We start from the raw sequence: 15,396 nt of genomic DNA, 5'->3' as shown, positions 1-15,396 counted from the left end.
CGCATGGCGGACACCTTTCCTGCTAACTTACCCGATGAGCCGAAACACGTCGAAGCGAAGGCGCTGATCCTGCTGGTCGTGATCGGCGCCCTGATCGTCGCCTTCTTCCTCTACGTGATGTATGCGCGCGGCGTGTTCGAGAAGACCCAGCGCCTGGTGCTGGTGACCGACAACTCCGAAGGCGTCATCCCCGGCATGGACATGAGCTTCGCCGGCTTTCCGATCGGGCGCGTGCGGCAGGTCGATCTCGGCCAGGACGGCAAGGTCAATATCGTGGTCGACATCCCGAAGCACGACGCCAAATGGCTGCGCACCACCAGCGTCTTCACGCTCGAGAGCAGCGTGGTGGGACAGACCCGGCTGCGCGCCTACAGCGGCATCCTCACCGATCCGCCGCTGCCGGACAATGCGCAGCGCCCGGTGCTGCGCGGCGATGCCGCCGCCGAGATCCCGCGCCTGCTGTCGACCGCGCGCACCCTGCTCGAAAACCTCGAGAACATGACGCGTCCCGATTCCGCGATCGGCAACACGCTCACCAACGTCGAGACCCTCAGCGGCCGCCTGACCGGCAAATACGGCGTGCTGGGCACTGCCCTGGGCGGCGACGAAGAAGCGCGCAAGCTGCTGCAGACCCTGCAGCGCGTGGACGGCCTGCTGGCCAAGACCGACCAGCGCGTGTTCGGCAAGAACGGCGTGATGGACGACACCCAGGCCGCGGTCCGGCAACTGAACGGCGTGCTGGGCGACGCCCGCGCGACGCTGCAGAAGGTCGATGCGGTGCTGGTCGAAGCCCAGGCCGTCGGCGCCAACGCCAAGGTCGCGACCCAGGACCTGGGACGCCTGCGCGGCGAGGTCGACGCCAGCCTGCGCAAGGTGAACCGCCTGGTCGACGAGATCAACCGCAAGTGGCCGTTCAAGCGCGACGAGGAGATCAAGCTGCCATGAAAAAGAGCGTCTTGCTGTTTGCGATGATCCTGGCCGGCTGCGCCAGCAAACCCCAGCCGCCCGCCTGGCAGCCGAATGCGAAGAGCGCCCTGGACGGCTTCACGAGCGCCTGGCTGGACGGCGACACCCTGGCCGCCGACGCCGAGTTCGCGCGCGCGCGCCGCGAGACCGCCAGCACCGGCCGTTTCGACCGCGTGGCCCAGGCCGAGCTGGCGCGCTGCGCCGCGCGCGTCGCGTCCCTCGTCTACGATTGCCCCGGCTATGCCGCGCTGGCCGGCGACGCCACGCCGGCCCAGCAGGTCTACGCGGCTTACCTGTCCGGCCAGTGGCAGGGCCTGGACGCCAGCCTGCTGCCCGAGCAGCACCGCGGCGTGGTCGGCGGCGGCACCCTGGCCGGGGTCCAGGATCCGCTGGCGCGCCTGGTGGCGGCCGGCGCCCTGATGAAGGCGGGCCGGATCACGCCGCCCGATATCGGTAACGCCGTCGACACGGCCTCCAGCCAGGGCTGGCGGCGGCCGCTGCTGGCCTGGCTGGGCGTGCAGGAACAGCGCGCGCAGGCAGCCGGCGACAGCGCGGCCGTGCAGCAGATCCGTCGACGGATCGCGCTGGCGTCGGAGTAGGGCGGGTTCAGGTCGCCGACCACCCCGCCTGCGCAGGCCGCGCCGGCGCCTGCCGCAATGCCGGCGGCAGCCGGTTGTGGATGTGCACCGCCGCCCGCGCGGCGCCGCCGGTCGCCACCGCGATCTGGTTCAGGCCGACGACCACGTCGCCGATCGCGTACAGCCCGGGCACCGAGGTGGCGTAGTGCTCGTCCACCACCAGCTCGTCGCACTGGGCGGTACGGGCGCCCAGCTTCGTGGCCAGGCCGGAGCGCGCCTGCTCGCCCAGCATCGGGTAGAACACGTCGGCCGAATAGTTCTCGCCATCCTCGGTGTGCATCACCGGCTTCATCGCCGCGTCCATGGTCACGGAGCACAGCGGCGACTCCACCAGGCGCACGCCGGCGGCCTCCAGGCGGCGCCGGTCCGCGTCGTCCAGCATCGTGGGCGAGCCGCGCTCGAACAGCGTGACGTCGCTGCTGAAGGTGCGCATGAACAGCGCGTGGCCGACCGGGTTGGTGTCGGCGGTGGCGACGGCGATGCGCTTGTCCATCACGTCGAAGCCGTCGCACACGGGGCACAGGCGCACCGAGCCGAAGGCGATCGCCTCGCGCCAGTTCTCGATCGGCAGGCCGGCATCGGCCACGCCGGTGGCCAGCAGCACGGTGTGGGCGCGCAACTGCGTGCACTCTCCTTCCGGCGCGTCCGCGGCCGCGTAATCGGCGACGAACAGGCCGTCCTCGATGCGCAAGTCGACGATTTCGCCGGGCATCACCGTACCGCCGTAGCGTTCCAGCTGCACCGTCAGGTTGCCGAGCAGGACGTGGCCCGGCACGCCTTCCGGAAAACCCGGGTAGTTGTGCGAAACGGGAATCAGGCGCAGCCGGCTGTTGCCCTTGTCGACCAGGGCGACCGAGCGGGTGAAGCGGCGCAGGTAGATGGCGGCAGTCAGGCCGGCGGGGCCGCCGCCGACGATGAGGGTGTCGTAGACTTGATCTTGGGTAGGCATGTCCCGATTATCGACATGCCCGGCACGGGCGGCCTATCGGCGCGCGCGCCGGAGCGGGGTCGGAGGCCGCTGACAAGCACTCGGAAGACCTTAGTTCTCGTGGACTTCCGGCTGCAGCGTGATGTGATCGATGCCGTGCTTGTCGAGCAGCATTTCCTTCACGGCGCGCATCACTTCCGGCCAGGCGTTCAGGTCGGCGATCTCGAGGTGGCCGATCAGGGCCGGCTCGCCCGGCGACATGTCCCACACGTGCAGGTCGTGCACCGACAGTACGCCCGGCACGGCGGCCAGGTCGGCGCCGACGCCCAGGTAGTCGATCTGCTGCGGCACGCCCTCCATCAGGAAATGGTAGGACTCGCGCAGCACGTCGACGGTGGACTTCAGGATCAGCAGCGACACGAAGATCGACAGGATCGGGTCGATCCGCACCCAGCCCGTGAAATGGATGATGGCGCCGGCGGCGATCGCGGCCACCGAGCCGAGCAGGTCGCCCAGCACATTCACCAGGGCGGCGCGGGTGTTGATGCTCTGCTCGCCGCGCGACAGCACCCAGGCCACCAGGATGTTGATGCAGGCGCCGATCGCGGCGACCACGAAGACGGTGCCGCCCTGCACGGCCTCGGGCTTGACCAGGCGCTGCGAGGCCTCGTAGACGATCCAGGCCACCAGCAGCAGCATCGCCAGGCTGTTCACGAAGGCCGCCAGCGCCTCCGCGCGCACGAAGCCGAAGGAGTGGCGCGCCGACGGCGGGCGCCGCGCGATCAGCTGGGCCATCAGCGCCAGGCCGAGGGCGGCGGCGTCGGTGACCATGTGGCCGGCGTCCGAGATCAGGGCCAGCGAGTTCGAGAACCAGCCGGTGACGGCTTCGATCACGGCGAACAGCAGGGTCAGGCCCAGCGCCAGCCCCATCGCAGCCTGGCTGCGGCCTTCGATGACGTGGGCGTGGCGGGCGTCGCCGTCGAGGTGGGCGTGCAGGTGGGCGGACGAGATGGAGTGGTCGGACATGGTAAAGACGCATCGATGGGAACAGCCGGGAGTATAGTAGGGCGTGCACGCCATGCCCACCATTTGCGTGCGAATTCCGTGCTGCCTTGCACAACTGCGGCCGAGGCCCTATAATGGTCGGACACGGGCGGTTAGTTCAGCTGGTTAGAATACTTGGTCGACATCCAAGGGGTCGCAGATTCGAATTCTGCACCGCCCACCAGAATACTCTTCAGTAAGAGCGAGAAAGGCAGCAACGGTTATGACACCGCGAACTACAACCTGGTTGTGGGGGAATCGCTAGACGCGGTTTGGTGTGCTTTTGCCTTTTTAAAAGCTCTACGACACTAAAAGAAACGCGCCTGGTGCGCGTTTTTTTTCGTCCAAAATTTTTCAATTTCAAATTTACCAATCTTTGCGGGCGCGACCGGCGCCGAACAGGAGATCAAGATGCTGAATGTGCGACTTCCGGACGGCTCCAACCGTCAATTCGAAGGCCCCGTGACCGTGGCCCAGGTGGCGCAGAATATCGCTCCCAGCCTGGCCAAGGCTGCCCTGGCCGGCAAGGTCAACGGCAAGGTGGTCGATACCTCCTTCCTGATCGAATCCGACGCCGACCTGGCGATCGTCACCGACAAGGATCCCGAAGGCCTGGACGTGATCCGTCACTCGACCGCCCACCTGCTGGCGTACGCGGTCAAGGAACTGTTTCCGGAAGCCCAGGTCACCATCGGCCCGGTGATCGACAACGGTTTCTACTACGACTTCTCCTACAAGCGCCCGTTCACCCCGGACGACCTGGCCGCGATCGAAAAGAAAATGGCCGAGCTGGCCAAGAAGGATGAGCCGGTGACCCGCAAGGTCCTGCCGCGCGACGAGGCGGTCGCCTACTTCAAATCGATCGGCGAGAACTACAAGGCCGAGATCATCGCGTCGATCCCGGCGAACGAAGACGTGTCGCTGTATTCGGAAGGCGGCTTCACCGACCTGTGCCGTGGCCCGCACGTGCCGTCGACCGGCAAGCTGAAAGTGTTCAAGCTGATGAAGCTGGCAGGCGCCTACTGGCGCGGCGACTCCAAGAACGAGATGCTGCAGCGCGTCTACGGCACCGCCTGGGCCAAGAAGGAAGAGCAGGAGCAGTACCTGCACATGCTGGAAGAGGCCGAGAAGCGCGACCACAGGAAACTGGGCAAGCAACTGGACCTGTTCCACTTCCAGGACGAGGCCCCGGGCCTGATCTTCTGGCACCCGAAGGGCTGGACCATCTGGCAGCAGGTCGAGCAGTACATGCGCAAGACCTACCAGGCCACCGGCTACAACGAAGTCAAGGCGCCGCAGATCATCGACGTAACCCTGTGGCAGAAGACCGGCCACTGGGACAATTATCGTGAAAACATGTTCACGACCGAGTCGGAAAACCGCACCTATGCGCTGAAGCCGATGAACTGCCCGGGCCACGTGCAGATCTACAACGCCGGCCTGCGCTCCTACCGCGACCTGCCGCTGCGCTACGGCGAATTCGGCCAGTGCCACCGCAACGAGTCCTCGGGCGCGCTGCATGGCCTGATGCGCGTGCGCGGCTTCACCCAGGACGACGGCCACGTGTTCTGCACCGAAGAGCAGATCGCGCCGGAAGTGGTGGCCTTCCACGCCCAGGCGATGAAGGTGTACGAGGACTTCGGCTTCGCGAACATCGACGTCAAGATCGCCCTGCGCCCGGAAAACCGCATCGGCTCCGACGAAGTCTGGGACCAGGCCGAGGAGGCACTGCGCTCGGCCCTGCGCGGCTGCGGCGTGGAGTGGACCGAGCTGCCGGGCGAGGGCGCCTTCTACGGCCCGAAGATCGAGTACCACCTGAAGGACAGCCTCGGACGCCCGTGGCAGGTCGGCACCATGCAGGTCGACTTCTCGATGCCGGGCCGCCTTGGCGCGGAATATGTCGCAGAAGACAATACCCGCAAGGTCCCGGTGATGCTGCACCGCGCCATCGTGGGCTCGATGGAGCGCTTCATCGGCATCCTGATCGAGAACTATGCCGGCGCCCTGCCGCTGTGGCTGGCGCCGGTCCAGGTTGCGATTCTGAACATTTCTGATGCGCAAGCTTCCTATGTGAAAGAAGTGGAGGCCCGCCTGAAGGCTGCCGGCCTGCGCGTTCACGCTGATTTGCGGAACGAGAAGATTACCTATAAAATCCGGGAGCATTCCGTCCAAAAACTGCCGTACATCTTAGTTGTCGGCGATAAAGAGCGGGATGCCAACACTGTGGCCGTTCGCGCGCGCGGCAATGTCGACCTGGGCGTCATGTCCGTCGATGCGCTGCTGGAACGCCTCCTTGGCGAGGTGGCAACCAAGGCGAAATAAACGCCTTGAGACGGTCCAAACTATTTAACTTTAAAAGGAAACACCATAGCTACTGACAAGTCGTCGCATCGCATCAATGGCGAAATCACCTATCCGGAAATGCGTCTGAATGGCGTAGAAAATGAGCCGCTGGGCATCGTAAGCCTGGCTGACGCATTCCGTATGGCCGAGGAAGCGAACGTGGACCTGGTGGAGATCGCGCCAAACGCGGTTCCGCCCGTCTGCCGCCTGATGGACTACGGCAAGTTCAAGTACTCGGAGCAGAAGAAAGCGCACGAAGCGAAGCTGAAGCAGAAGATCATCCAGGTCAAGGAAGTCAAATTCCGCCCGGGTACGGACGAGGGTGACTACACCATCAAGCTGCGTAACCTGGTCAAATTCCTGGAAGAGGGCGACAAGACCAAGATCACGCTGCGCTTCCGCGGCCGTGAGATGGCCCACCAGGATATCGGTGCGCGCATGCTGGAACGCCTGCGCGGCGACCTCGAGCCCTATGGCCAGGTCGAGCAGTTCCCGAAGATGGAAGGCCGCCAGATGATCATGGTCGTGGCGCCGAAGAAGAAGAAGTAATTCTTCTCCAGCTTCACGGGCTTTTTCTCGCTGTGGCAGTCAAGCCGGGCCATGCCCGGACCCAGGTGCGCCTGCGGTCCGGGCGTGGCCCATTCTGTTTGGCCATCCGCGCGCGGCGCGTGGCGCCCGCCCTACGAATTGTCGGTGGGTGGCGATCGCATGCCCACCAAGGCCTGATCCTGTGCTAGAATCTGCGGTTCCCGTATTGCTAGATGCGGGAATGCAATACTGTAGTGGACTCGCTTCTGCTGCAGAAACAAGTGAAAGCAGGCATCCAAGAGCAGCGTTGCTGCCACCTGCAATCCTGTTACATATGAGGCTGCCTCTAAGAGGGCAGAAGACTATGCCGAAAATGAAAACCAAAAGCTCCGCGAAAAAGCGTTTTCGCGTGCGCCCGGGTGGTACCGTTAAATCGGGTATGGCGTTCAAGCGTCACATCCTGACCAAGAAGACCACCAAGAACAAGCGCCAACTGCGTGGCACCCGCAACATCAATGCGTCGGACGTCCAGAGCGTCTACCGCATGATGCCGTCTGCTGTTTAATCTCACACTAAGGAGCTAATATGCCTCGAGTAAAACGTGGGGTTACTGCACGTGCCCGTCATAAGAAGGTTCTTGAGCTTGCCAAAGGCTATCGTGGCCGCCGCAGCAAAGTATTCCGTATTGCCAAGCAAGCAGTCATGCGCGCTGGCCAGTACGCATACCGCGACCGCCGCAACAAGAAGCGCGTCTTCCGCGCACTGTGGATCACCCGTATCAACGCGGCTTCGCGTTCGCACGGCATGACCTACAGCGCATTCATGAACGGCCTGAAGAAAGCCGCGATTGAACTGGACCGTAAAGTCCTGGCCGACATGGCTGTGAACGACAAGCCGGCATTTGCCGCTATCGTGAACACCGTCAAGACCAAGCTGGCTGCCTGATCTCGGCACAGCAAACAGAAGTACGCGCTCGACGGTGAATAGCCGAAGAGCGCATAAAGGACGGGGCAAAGGTTGAAGGACCGATGCCCCGTTTTTGATTCTGGCGTTCCCCGCCATCCAAAAACAGGAAAAGAATACGCATGGATCTCGCAAACGTCGCGCTGGAAGAACTCGTCGTCTCGGCTCAAAGTGACTTTGGTGCCGCACAAGACGCTGCCGCGCTGGAAAACGCAAAAGCGAAATACCTGGGCAAGACCGGCCAGGTGACCGAACTGATGAAGGGCCTCGGCAAGCTCGACCCGGAACAGCGCAAGGCCCAGGGCGCCCTGATCAACGCCGCCAAAGAAAAAATCGAACAGGCGTTGACGGCCCGCCGCGAGGACCTGGCGAATGCCCAGCTGATGGCGCGCCTGAACGCCGAGAGCATCGACGTCACCCTGCCGGGCCGCGGCCGCTCGCCGGGCGGCATCCACCCGGTCATGCGGACCTGGGAACGGGTCGAACAGATCTTCCGCTCGATCGGTTTCGACGTCGCCGACGGCCCGGAAATCGAGACCGACTGGACCAACTTCACGGCGCTGAACAGCCCGGAAAACCACCCGGCGCGTTCGATGCAGGACACCTTCTATATTGAAGGCCAGGACAGCACCGGCAAGCCGCTGCTGCTGCGCACCCACACCAGCCCGATGCAGGTGCGTTATGCCCGCACCCACACGCCGCCGATCAAGGTGATCGCGCCGGGCCGCACCTACCGCGTCGACAGCGACGCCACCCACTCGCCGATGTTCCACCAGGTCGAAGGCTTGTGGATCGGCGAAAACATCAGCTTTGCGGACCTCAAGGGCGTGTACCTGAACTTCGTGAAGGCCTTCTTCGAGACCGACGACCTGCAGGTGCGCTTCCGTCCGTCCTACTTCCCCTTCACCGAACCTTCGGCCGAGATCGACATCGCCTTCGGCTCCGGTCCGCTGAAGGGCCGCTGGCTGGAAGTCTCGGGCGCCGGCCAGGTCCACCCTATCGTCGTGCGCAATTTCGGCCTGGATCCGGAAAAGTACGTCGGCTTCGCGTTCGGCTCCGGCCTCGAGCGCCTGACGATGCTGCGCTATGGGATCAACGACCTGCGTCTCTTCTACGAAGGCGATCTCCGCTTCCTGAAACAGTTCAACTAAAAAATGGGCTCATAAACCTACTGCGCGGGCACATTTCCGTGCTGCGATGCTCGCCGTACTTGAGTACGGCTGCGCTTCTCCCACGGAACTGAGCGCGCTCGCTACGGTTTCTGAGACCATTTGACGCGAAAACTAAAGATCAGCCAAAAGGCAAACTGATATGCAATTCTCTGAAAGCTGGCTCCGTTCCATGGTCGATCCGAAGATGACTTCGGACGAACTCTCCCACCTGCTCACGATGTCCGGCCTCGAGGTCGAAGAGGTCGAGGCGGTCGCGCCGCCGTTCTCGAACGTGGTGGTGGCCGAAGTCAAGGAAGTGGCCAAGCACCCGAACGCCGACCGCCTGAACGTCTGCCAGGTCGACGTGGGTAGCGGTACGCTGCTGAACATCGTCTGCGGCGCGCCCAACGTGCGCGCGGGCATGAAGGCGATCTGCGCCAAGGCCGGCGCCGTGCTGCCGCCGGGCGCCGACGGCAAGCCCTTCGAAATCAAGGTCGGCAAGCTGCGCGGGGTCGAGTCGCAGGGCATGATGTGCTCGGCCAAGGAACTGAAGATCTCGGAAGAGAGCAGCGGCCTGATGGAACTGCCGGCCGATGCGCCGGTCGGCCAGAACATCCGCGACTACCTGGGCCTGAATGACCAGAAGTTCACCATCAAGCTGACCCCGAACAAGGCGGACTGCCTGTCGGTGCTGGGCGTGGCGCGCGAAGTGTCGGCCCTGACCGGCTCGCCGCTGAGCTTCCCGGCCGCACGCATCGTGCCGGTGAGCAGCGACGAGATCCTGCCGGTGAAAGTCTCGGCGCCGGACCTGTGCGGCCGCTTTACCGGCCGCGTGATCCGTGGCCTGAACGCGCGCGCCGCCACCCCCGAGTGGATGAAGCGCCGCCTGGAACGCAGCGGCCAGCGCTCGGTGTCGGCCCTGGTCGACATCTCCAACTACGTGATGCTGGAAACCGGCCAGCCTTCGCACGTGTTCGACCTGGCCAGGATCCACGGCAGCATCGACGTACGCTGGGGCAAGAAGGGCGAATCGCTCAAGCTCCTGAACGGCAATACCGTCGAGGTCGACGAATGGGTCGGCGTGATCGCCGACGACAAGGAAATCGAATCGCTGGCCGGCATCATGGGCGGCGACTCGACCGCCGTGACGCTCGACACGACCGATATCTACCTGGAAGCCGCCTTCTGGTGGCCGGGCGCCATCCAGGGCCGCGCGCGCCGCTTCAACTTCTCGACCGATGCGGCGCACCGCTTCGAGCGCGGCGTCGACTACGCCGCCACCGTCGAGCGCATCGAGCGCATCACTTCGCTGATCAACGAGATCTGCGGCACGCCCGAGACCAGGGTCGGTCCGGTCGACGACCAGATCGTCAACCTGCCGCAGCGCCAGCCGGTCATGCTGCGCACCGCGCGCGCCCAGAAAGTGATCGGCGTGGCGATCGACGACGACACCGTCGCCGACATCTTCACCCGCCTGGGCCTGCCGTTCGAGCGCGAGCCGGGCCGCTTCACCGTCACCGCGCCGTCCTACCGTTTCGACATCGAGATCGAGGAAGACCTGATCGAGGAAATCGCGCGCGTGTACGGCTTCGAGAACATCCCGGCGCTGCCCCCTAGCGCGCCGTCCGCCATGCTGATCGAGCCGGAAAACACCCGTTCGCTGTTTGCGATCCGCCACCAGCTGGCCGACCTCGGCTACCAGGAAGTCGTCAACATGAGCTTCGTGGAAAGCCAGTGGGAAGCCGACTTTGCCGGCAACCGGGATCCGATCCGCCTGCAGAACCCGATCGCCAGCCAGATGAGCGTGATGCGCTCGAACCTGATCGGCAGCCTGATCGCCAATGTGCGCTACAACCTCAACCGCAAGGCCGGCCGCGTGCGCGTGTTCGAAGTGGGCGCCGTGTTCCACCGCAATCCGGAAGCCAAGGACGGCCCGCTGGCGATCGCCGGTTTCGACCAGCCCAAGCGCGTCGCCGCCATGGCCTACGGCCCGGCTTTCGACGAGCAGTGGGACATGCCGACCCGCGCGGTCGACTACTTCGACGTCAAGGGCGACCTGGAAGCGCTGTTCGCGCCGCGCAGCCTGCGCTTCAGCAAACTCGAGCATCCGGCCCTGCACCCGGGCCGCTCGGCCCAGGTCGAGCTGGACGGCCGCGTGATCGGCTTCGTCGGCGAGCTGCATCCGCGCTGGCTGCAGAAGTACGACCTGCCGCAGGCGCCGGTGCTGTTCGAGGTGGATGCCGAGGCCCTGCGCGAGCGCATCGTGCCGAGCTATGTCGAGATCTCGAAGTTCCCGGGCGCCACCCGCGACCTCGCGCTGGTCGTCAAGCAGGACGTTCCGGCCCAGGCGCTGCTCGATGCATTCAAGGCCGAGCTGGCGTCGAACGCGCATGGTAAACTCGTGCAAGCCGTTGTTTTATTTGATGAATATCGCGGCAAAGGTTTGGAGCAGGATGAAAAAAGTCTTGCTTTCCGCTTTAGCTTGCAAGATACTCAATCGACGCTGCAGGACGATGCCGTCGAGGCCATCATGGCTGCCTTGGCAACGGCAGCGGCACAACAACACGGCGCCAGACTGCGCGCCTGATAAAAGGGCGACACGCCTAACGGGAACCCGGGGCCGGGTTCCCATCCAGAACTTGAGGGCTTCAAAATTAACAACAACGACTTAGACTCCGTCGTACTCGAGGAAGCGCTGGCCGCCCACCGGGTACGGCAGGCAGCCGAAAAGGAGTTGCCGACCCTGACCAAGGCGGAGCTGGCCGAGCTGCTGTTCGAGCAGGTCGGCCTGAACAAGCGCGAAGCCAAGGATATGGTCGAGACTTTCTTCGACGAGATCCGCAATGCGCTCGAGCGCGGCGAGGCGGTGAAGCTGTCCGGCTTCGGCAACTTCCAGTTGCGCGACAAGCCGCAGCGTCCTGGCCGCAACCCGAAAACCGGGGAAGAGATCCCCATCACTGCGCGCCGCGTCGTGACCTTTCACGCAAGCCAGAAGCTCAAGAGCATGGTCGAGGAGGCCAATCCGGTCAGCTCCGACGAGGCTTCGCTGGCGCAGGCAGCCTGAGTAGCAAACCAATAAGCCAATGAACGACCGACCCAACAAGACGGAACTGACTATATTGCCGCCGATTCCGGCCAAGCGCTATTTCACGATCGGGGAAGTCAGCGAATTGTGCGGGGTCAAGCCGCATGTGCTGCGTTACTGGGAGCAGGAATTTACCCAGCTAAAGCCGGTCAAACGACGTGGAAATCGCCGTTATTACCAGCACCACGAAGTGTTGTTGATCCGGCGGATTCGCGAGCTGTTGTATGAGCAGGGCTTCACGATCAGCGGCGCCCGCAACCGCCTCGATGGCCGCGGCGGGCAGGTCGAGCAGGTCGAAGCAGCGCCAGTGGCGCCACCCGCGCCGCAGCAGCCGACCATCGCGCCGGAGCTGCTGCGCGAGGAATTGCATGCCATTCTCGCCATCCTGAAACACGGATCGCCGACAGCCTGATCCGGCCAGGGTTCGAGAGACGGGCTCAAGCATTCGTGCTCCTGTTGTTCTGCACCTAGGAGGTGCTAGAATGTCACTTGCTTATTTTGCTGACTCAAACGCATGCCGGTTCAGGGCGTGAGGTGTCAGCCTCGGCTCTTTCCTGCCTCAGGAAAAATCTAAGGGAAGACAATGATACGCGTTGCCATTTGTGACGATCACCAGATAGTTCGAGCAGGTTTCAAGCAGATTTTTTCGTCATCCGGCGAATTCGAAGTCGTTGCCGAAGGCGCGACCGGGCGCGAAGCCCTCGACATCGCACGTCGCGAGATCTGCGACGTGCTGCTATTGGATATCGCAATGCCCGACCAGAGCGGCATCGATATCCTGCGCACCATCCGCCAGGGCCAGCCCAACCTGCCGGTGCTGATCCTGTCGGGTTATCCGGCCCAACAGTATGCGCTCAACCTGTTCAAGATGGGCGCGAACGGCTACCTGAACAAGGAATGCGACGCCGACGAGCTCAAGACCGCCGTGCGTACCGTGTTCCAGGGCCGCCGCTACGTCAGCTCCCAGGTCGGCGAACTGCTGGCCCAGAGCTTCGACCGCGACCCCAACACGGCCCTGCACACGGAGCTGTCGGACCGCGAGTTCCAGGTCTTCCTGCGCCTGGCCAAGGGCGCGACCGTGTCGGACATCGGCAACGCCCTGTCGCTGTCGATCAAGACCGTGTCGACCTATCGCACCCGCATCATGGAAAAGATGGGTCTGCAGTCGAACAGCGACCTGACCTACTACGCCATGAAGAACAATCTGCTCGACTGAGCGATCAAGTCCTTCCGGACGACGCGCCCGCCGCGTCGTCCTTTCGCTCCCCGCCCCCTCGCACGCCAGCCGCGCTCCTCTGCACAGCAATTTCTCTCAGTCTATAATCGCGCACATCGTCCGCCGCGTGAGAGGAAGGTTCCAGGATGTATTTCAGCACCGACGCCGCGCCCAGGCCGGGCCGTAGCCTTCCCGTGTACCAGACCTTGCTGTGCGCAATATGCATCTTCATCCTGGTGCTCAACGGTGTCAGCCTGGTGCGCAACCTCGACAGCCTGAAGGCCACCAACGCAAGGCAGGCCCAGGCCGACCGCGTGTCCGCCAGGCTGCAGTACGTGAACCTGCTCGTGACCGATGCCGACAGCGGCCTGCGCAGCTATTTCCTGTCCGGTTCGGACACCTATCTCGGCCCCTTGCGCACTGCCGAGCGCGAGCTGGACGGCCAGTTCGGCGCGCTGCAGACCCTGCTGGCCGACAATCCCTCCCAACTGAAGAACCTGAGCCAGCTGCAGACCCTGGCGCGGCGCCGCATGGGCTTGATGCACGAGGCGCTGGAAGTCTACCGCCGTGGCGGCCTGGACGATATCGTGGCGATTTCGCGCACCCAGGAAGACCAGGTCCGCATGGACGAGATCCGCCTGCAGGTCGTGGTGATGATGGGCGAGCAGAACGACACGCTGGCCGCCGGCGGCGCCGCCTTCTATGACCAGTACCGCCACACGGCGCTGCTGGGCGTCGGCATCAACATGGCCGCCATCGCGGTGCTGGTGCTGTTCTATAACCTGATCCGGCGCGGTTTCCGCCTGCGCCTGGCCGCCGAGCGCGCCCTGCAGGACAGCAATGACCATCTCGAAACCCTGGTGGCGGACCGTACCGAGCAGCTGTCGGTGCTGTCGCGTCACCTGATCAGCGTGTCGGAAGAAGAAAAGGCGCGTCTCGCGCGCGAGTTGCACGACGAGATGGGCGCCAACCTGACGGCGATCGGCATGTATCTGGCGACCGTCGGCGAGCAGATCAGGGCCTCGCATCCGGAACAGGCGGCAGCGCTCGGCTGTGCGCGCGCGACCCTGGTCGAGACGGTGCAGCTGAAGCGCCGCATCGTCGAAGACCTGCGGCCCAGCCTGCTGGACAATATGGGCCTCGCGGCCGCGCTGCAGAGTTATTGCGAGGATTTCGCGCGCGCCACCCGCCTGGACTGCGAAGCGCTGGTCGAGGGCGATGTCGACGGCGCCGGCCCGATGCAGGCAATTGCCCTGTTCCGCATCGCGCAGGAAGCGCTGAACAATGTCGCCAAGTATGCGCAGGCCCGCCATGTGGTGCTGCACCTGGCGCGCGAGGGCGATGCGGTGGCGCTCGAAGTCAGCGACGACGGCGTCGGCATTCCGCCCGATGCGATGCGGCGGCCGAAATCGCACGGCCTGCTGGGCATGCGCGAACGTGCGCTGCTGCTGGGCGGGACGCTGAAGGTGGAACGTGGGGTGAACGGGGTGGGAACTTGCGTACAAGCCTGGGTGCCGCTGGCCTCGCCGGCGCTGGAAATGGAGGTAAAATCGGATCAATCTTCCGCCGAGACGCCGGTGGCGCTCGGCGGCGGTACGTCACGCCGTGTGGAACTCGGTGGCGACCTTATGCGCGTGCAACGTCCATCAGCAGACGGTCATACTCGCTTTTAGCGACCTTGTAGCATTCGCCGGCGTAGTCTTCCAGGCCCTGGCGGTTCAGCACGGTGATGTTGCCGCGGCGGTACTGGATCAGGCCTTCGTCCTGCAGCTTGCCGGCAGCGGCGGTGATGCTTTCGCGGCGCACGCCCAGCATGATCGAGATCAGTTCCTGGGTCACTTTCAGCTCGTTGCTGGCCGAGCGGTCCAGGCGGTCCAGCAGCCAGCGGCACAGTTTCTGTTCGATCGAGCTGTGGCGGCCGCCGACGGCGTTCTGGGCCATCTGGGCGAACAGCGCGTTGGTGTAGCGCATCAGGAGCTGGGGCAGGGCGCCGCCCTTGTTGAAGGCGTCGCGCAGGTACTGCGTCTTCAGGCGGTAGCCGTAGCCGGCGCTCTGGACCACGGCGCTGCAGGTGGCGCGCTCGCCCATGAACAGCGACACGCCGACCGCGCCTTCATGGCCGACCACGGCGATTTCGGTGGTGGCGCCGTCTTCCATCACGTACAGCAGGGAGACGATGGCGGTGGTGGGGAAGTAGACGTATTCGAGTTTGCTGCCGAATTCGAACAGTTCCTTGCCGAAGGGCAGGGGAACCAGTTCCAGATGCTCAAACAGGGTTTCCAGGTCTTGGCGCGGCAGGGCCGCAAGTAACTCATTTTGTTGGGTGCCGCTGTAGCTGACGACCGGACGGGACGCCACTTTGAATTCCTCGGCCATAGCGGGAATCTGGCTGACCGACTGGGCTTTCTGAGCGGCAACACCAAGTTGAGCGTTATTCATATTGTCCTCGTTATCTCTGACTTACATCACGTACTTCGTGGGGGGCGAATGCTTGGATGGGTTTCCTCATCGCGATGTGTGTACTTTATTGCCAT

Annotated in this window: 15 protein-coding genes and 1 tRNA gene; 13 read left to right on the top strand and 3 right to left on the bottom strand. The window is 64.0% G+C overall.

The window, feature by feature from the left end; translation table 11 throughout:
- Positions 1-3 precede the first annotated feature (3 nt).
- Together AM586_RS05100 and AM586_RS05095 are read left to right on the top strand one after the other, a co-directional pair.
- Complete coding sequence (locus AM586_RS05100) at positions 4-945, top strand: MlaD family protein (RefSeq protein WP_047826390.1); 942 nt, start codon at positions 4-6, stop codon at positions 943-945.
- Positions 942-1,565: a hypothetical protein gene (locus AM586_RS05095; RefSeq protein WP_047826391.1), complete on the top strand. Its 624-nt coding sequence runs from the start codon at positions 942-944 to the stop codon at positions 1,563-1,565. The genes AM586_RS05100 and AM586_RS05095 overlap by 4 nt, the downstream gene beginning before the upstream one ends.
- Positions 1,566-1,572: 7 nt before the next feature.
- Here the strand turns inward: AM586_RS05095 and AM586_RS05090 are convergent, their stop codons facing one another.
- Positions 1,573-2,553, bottom strand: a complete 981-nt coding sequence (locus AM586_RS05090; RefSeq protein ID WP_047826392.1) for an NAD(P)/FAD-dependent oxidoreductase — start codon at positions 2,551-2,553, stop codon at positions 1,573-1,575.
- Between the two features lie 90 nt (positions 2,554-2,643).
- The gene (locus tag AM586_RS05085; protein ID WP_047826393.1) at positions 2,644-3,558 is read right to left on the bottom strand and encodes a cation diffusion facilitator family transporter; all 915 of its coding nucleotides are present in this window, start codon (positions 3,556-3,558) and stop codon (positions 2,644-2,646) included.
- Between the two features lie 125 nt (positions 3,559-3,683).
- On the opposite strand from AM586_RS05085, the gene AM586_RS05080 reads away from it, so the two are divergent.
- The 11 genes from AM586_RS05080 to AM586_RS05030 all read left to right on the top strand — a co-directional run bounded on the left by AM586_RS05080 (position 3,684) and on the right by AM586_RS05030 (position 14,535).
- Positions 3,684-3,760: transfer RNA gene (locus AM586_RS05080), tRNA-Val, on the top strand.
- A gap of 227 nt (positions 3,761-3,987) precedes the next feature.
- The gene (gene thrS, locus AM586_RS05075) at positions 3,988-5,898 is read left to right on the top strand and encodes a threonine--tRNA ligase (RefSeq protein ID WP_047826394.1); all 1,911 of its coding nucleotides are present in this window, start codon (positions 3,988-3,990) and stop codon (positions 5,896-5,898) included.
- 45 nt (positions 5,899-5,943) lie between these two features.
- Entirely contained in the window at positions 5,944-6,468 is a 525-nt protein-coding gene (infC, locus tag AM586_RS05070) for a translation initiation factor IF-3 (protein ID WP_082439661.1), read from the top strand.
- 343 nt (positions 6,469-6,811) lie between these two features.
- On the top strand, positions 6,812-7,012 hold the full coding sequence (gene rpmI / locus AM586_RS05065) for a 50S ribosomal protein L35 (protein ID WP_036228503.1): 201 nt from the start codon (positions 6,812-6,814) through the stop codon (positions 7,010-7,012).
- A gap of 20 nt (positions 7,013-7,032) precedes the next feature.
- Positions 7,033-7,392 (top strand): 50S ribosomal protein L20, encoded by a 360-nt coding sequence (rplT, locus tag AM586_RS05060; RefSeq protein WP_047826396.1) that lies wholly within the window; start codon positions 7,033-7,035, stop codon positions 7,390-7,392.
- A 140-nt stretch (positions 7,393-7,532) separates the two neighbouring features.
- Positions 7,533-8,561: a phenylalanine--tRNA ligase subunit alpha gene (gene pheS, locus AM586_RS05055; RefSeq protein WP_047826397.1), complete on the top strand. Its 1,029-nt coding sequence runs from the start codon at positions 7,533-7,535 to the stop codon at positions 8,559-8,561.
- A 160-nt stretch (positions 8,562-8,721) separates the two neighbouring features.
- A complete protein-coding gene (gene pheT, locus AM586_RS05050; protein ID WP_047826398.1) occupies positions 8,722-11,148 on the top strand; it encodes a phenylalanine--tRNA ligase subunit beta in 2,427 nt (808 codons plus the stop codon).
- A 108-nt stretch (positions 11,149-11,256) separates the two neighbouring features.
- Entirely contained in the window at positions 11,257-11,625 is a 369-nt protein-coding gene (locus AM586_RS05045; RefSeq protein ID WP_082439660.1) for an integration host factor subunit alpha, read from the top strand.
- 19 nt (positions 11,626-11,644) lie between these two features.
- On the top strand, positions 11,645-12,058 hold the full coding sequence (locus AM586_RS05040) for a MerR family transcriptional regulator (RefSeq protein WP_047826400.1): 414 nt from the start codon (positions 11,645-11,647) through the stop codon (positions 12,056-12,058).
- 171 nt (positions 12,059-12,229) lie between these two features.
- A complete protein-coding gene (locus AM586_RS05035) occupies positions 12,230-12,862 on the top strand; it encodes a response regulator transcription factor (RefSeq protein ID WP_047826401.1) in 633 nt (210 codons plus the stop codon).
- Positions 12,863-13,008: 146 nt separating this feature from the next.
- Positions 13,009-14,535, top strand: a complete 1,527-nt coding sequence (locus AM586_RS05030) for a CHASE3 domain-containing protein (protein ID WP_082439659.1) — start codon at positions 13,009-13,011, stop codon at positions 14,533-14,535.
- On the opposite strand, the gene AM586_RS05025 is transcribed toward AM586_RS05030, so the two are convergent.
- Positions 14,489-15,301 carry a Crp/Fnr family transcriptional regulator gene (locus tag AM586_RS05025; protein WP_047826402.1) on the bottom strand — a complete coding sequence of 271 codons (813 nt, stop codon included), beginning with the start codon at positions 15,299-15,301 and terminating at the stop codon, positions 14,489-14,491. The genes AM586_RS05030 and AM586_RS05025 overlap by 47 nt on opposite strands.
- Between the last annotated feature and the right edge of the window lie 95 nt (positions 15,302-15,396).

The organism is Massilia sp. WG5, from assembly GCF_001412595.2.
Taxonomy (GTDB): Bacteria; Pseudomonadota; Gammaproteobacteria; order Burkholderiales; family Burkholderiaceae_D; genus Telluria.
The sequence above is the reverse complement of the archived record's forward strand: the minus strand, read 5'-3'. Positions and strand labels throughout refer to the sequence as shown.

Bases quoted from the DNA above. Each gene is read 5' to 3' on its own strand.
- AM586_RS05100 (WP_047826390.1), top strand. From the start codon at position 4: ATGGCGGACACCTTTCCTGCTAACTTACCCGATGAGCCGAAACACGTC.
- AM586_RS05095 (WP_047826391.1), top strand. From the start codon at position 942: ATGAAAAAGAGCGTCTTGCTGTTTGCGATGATCCTGGCCGGCTGCGCC.
- AM586_RS05090 (WP_047826392.1), bottom strand. From the start codon at position 2,553: ATGCCTACCCAAGATCAAGTCTACGACACCCTCATCGTCGGCGGCGGC.
- AM586_RS05085 (WP_047826393.1), bottom strand. From the start codon at position 3,558: ATGTCCGACCACTCCATCTCGTCCGCCCACCTGCACGCCCACCTCGAC.
- thrS (WP_047826394.1), top strand. From the start codon at position 3,988: ATGCTGAATGTGCGACTTCCGGACGGCTCCAACCGTCAATTCGAAGGC.
- rpmI (WP_036228503.1), top strand. From the start codon at position 6,812: ATGCCGAAAATGAAAACCAAAAGCTCCGCGAAAAAGCGTTTTCGCGTG.
- rplT (WP_047826396.1), top strand. From the start codon at position 7,033: ATGCCTCGAGTAAAACGTGGGGTTACTGCACGTGCCCGTCATAAGAAG.
- pheS (WP_047826397.1), top strand. From the start codon at position 7,533: ATGGATCTCGCAAACGTCGCGCTGGAAGAACTCGTCGTCTCGGCTCAA.
- pheT (WP_047826398.1), top strand. From the start codon at position 8,722: ATGCAATTCTCTGAAAGCTGGCTCCGTTCCATGGTCGATCCGAAGATG.
- AM586_RS05040 (WP_047826400.1), top strand. From the start codon at position 11,645: ATGAACGACCGACCCAACAAGACGGAACTGACTATATTGCCGCCGATT.
- AM586_RS05035 (WP_047826401.1), top strand. From the start codon at position 12,230: ATGATACGCGTTGCCATTTGTGACGATCACCAGATAGTTCGAGCAGGT.
- AM586_RS05030 (WP_082439659.1), top strand. From the start codon at position 13,009: ATGTATTTCAGCACCGACGCCGCGCCCAGGCCGGGCCGTAGCCTTCCC.
- AM586_RS05025 (WP_047826402.1), bottom strand. From the start codon at position 15,301: ATGAATAACGCTCAACTTGGTGTTGCCGCTCAGAAAGCCCAGTCGGTC.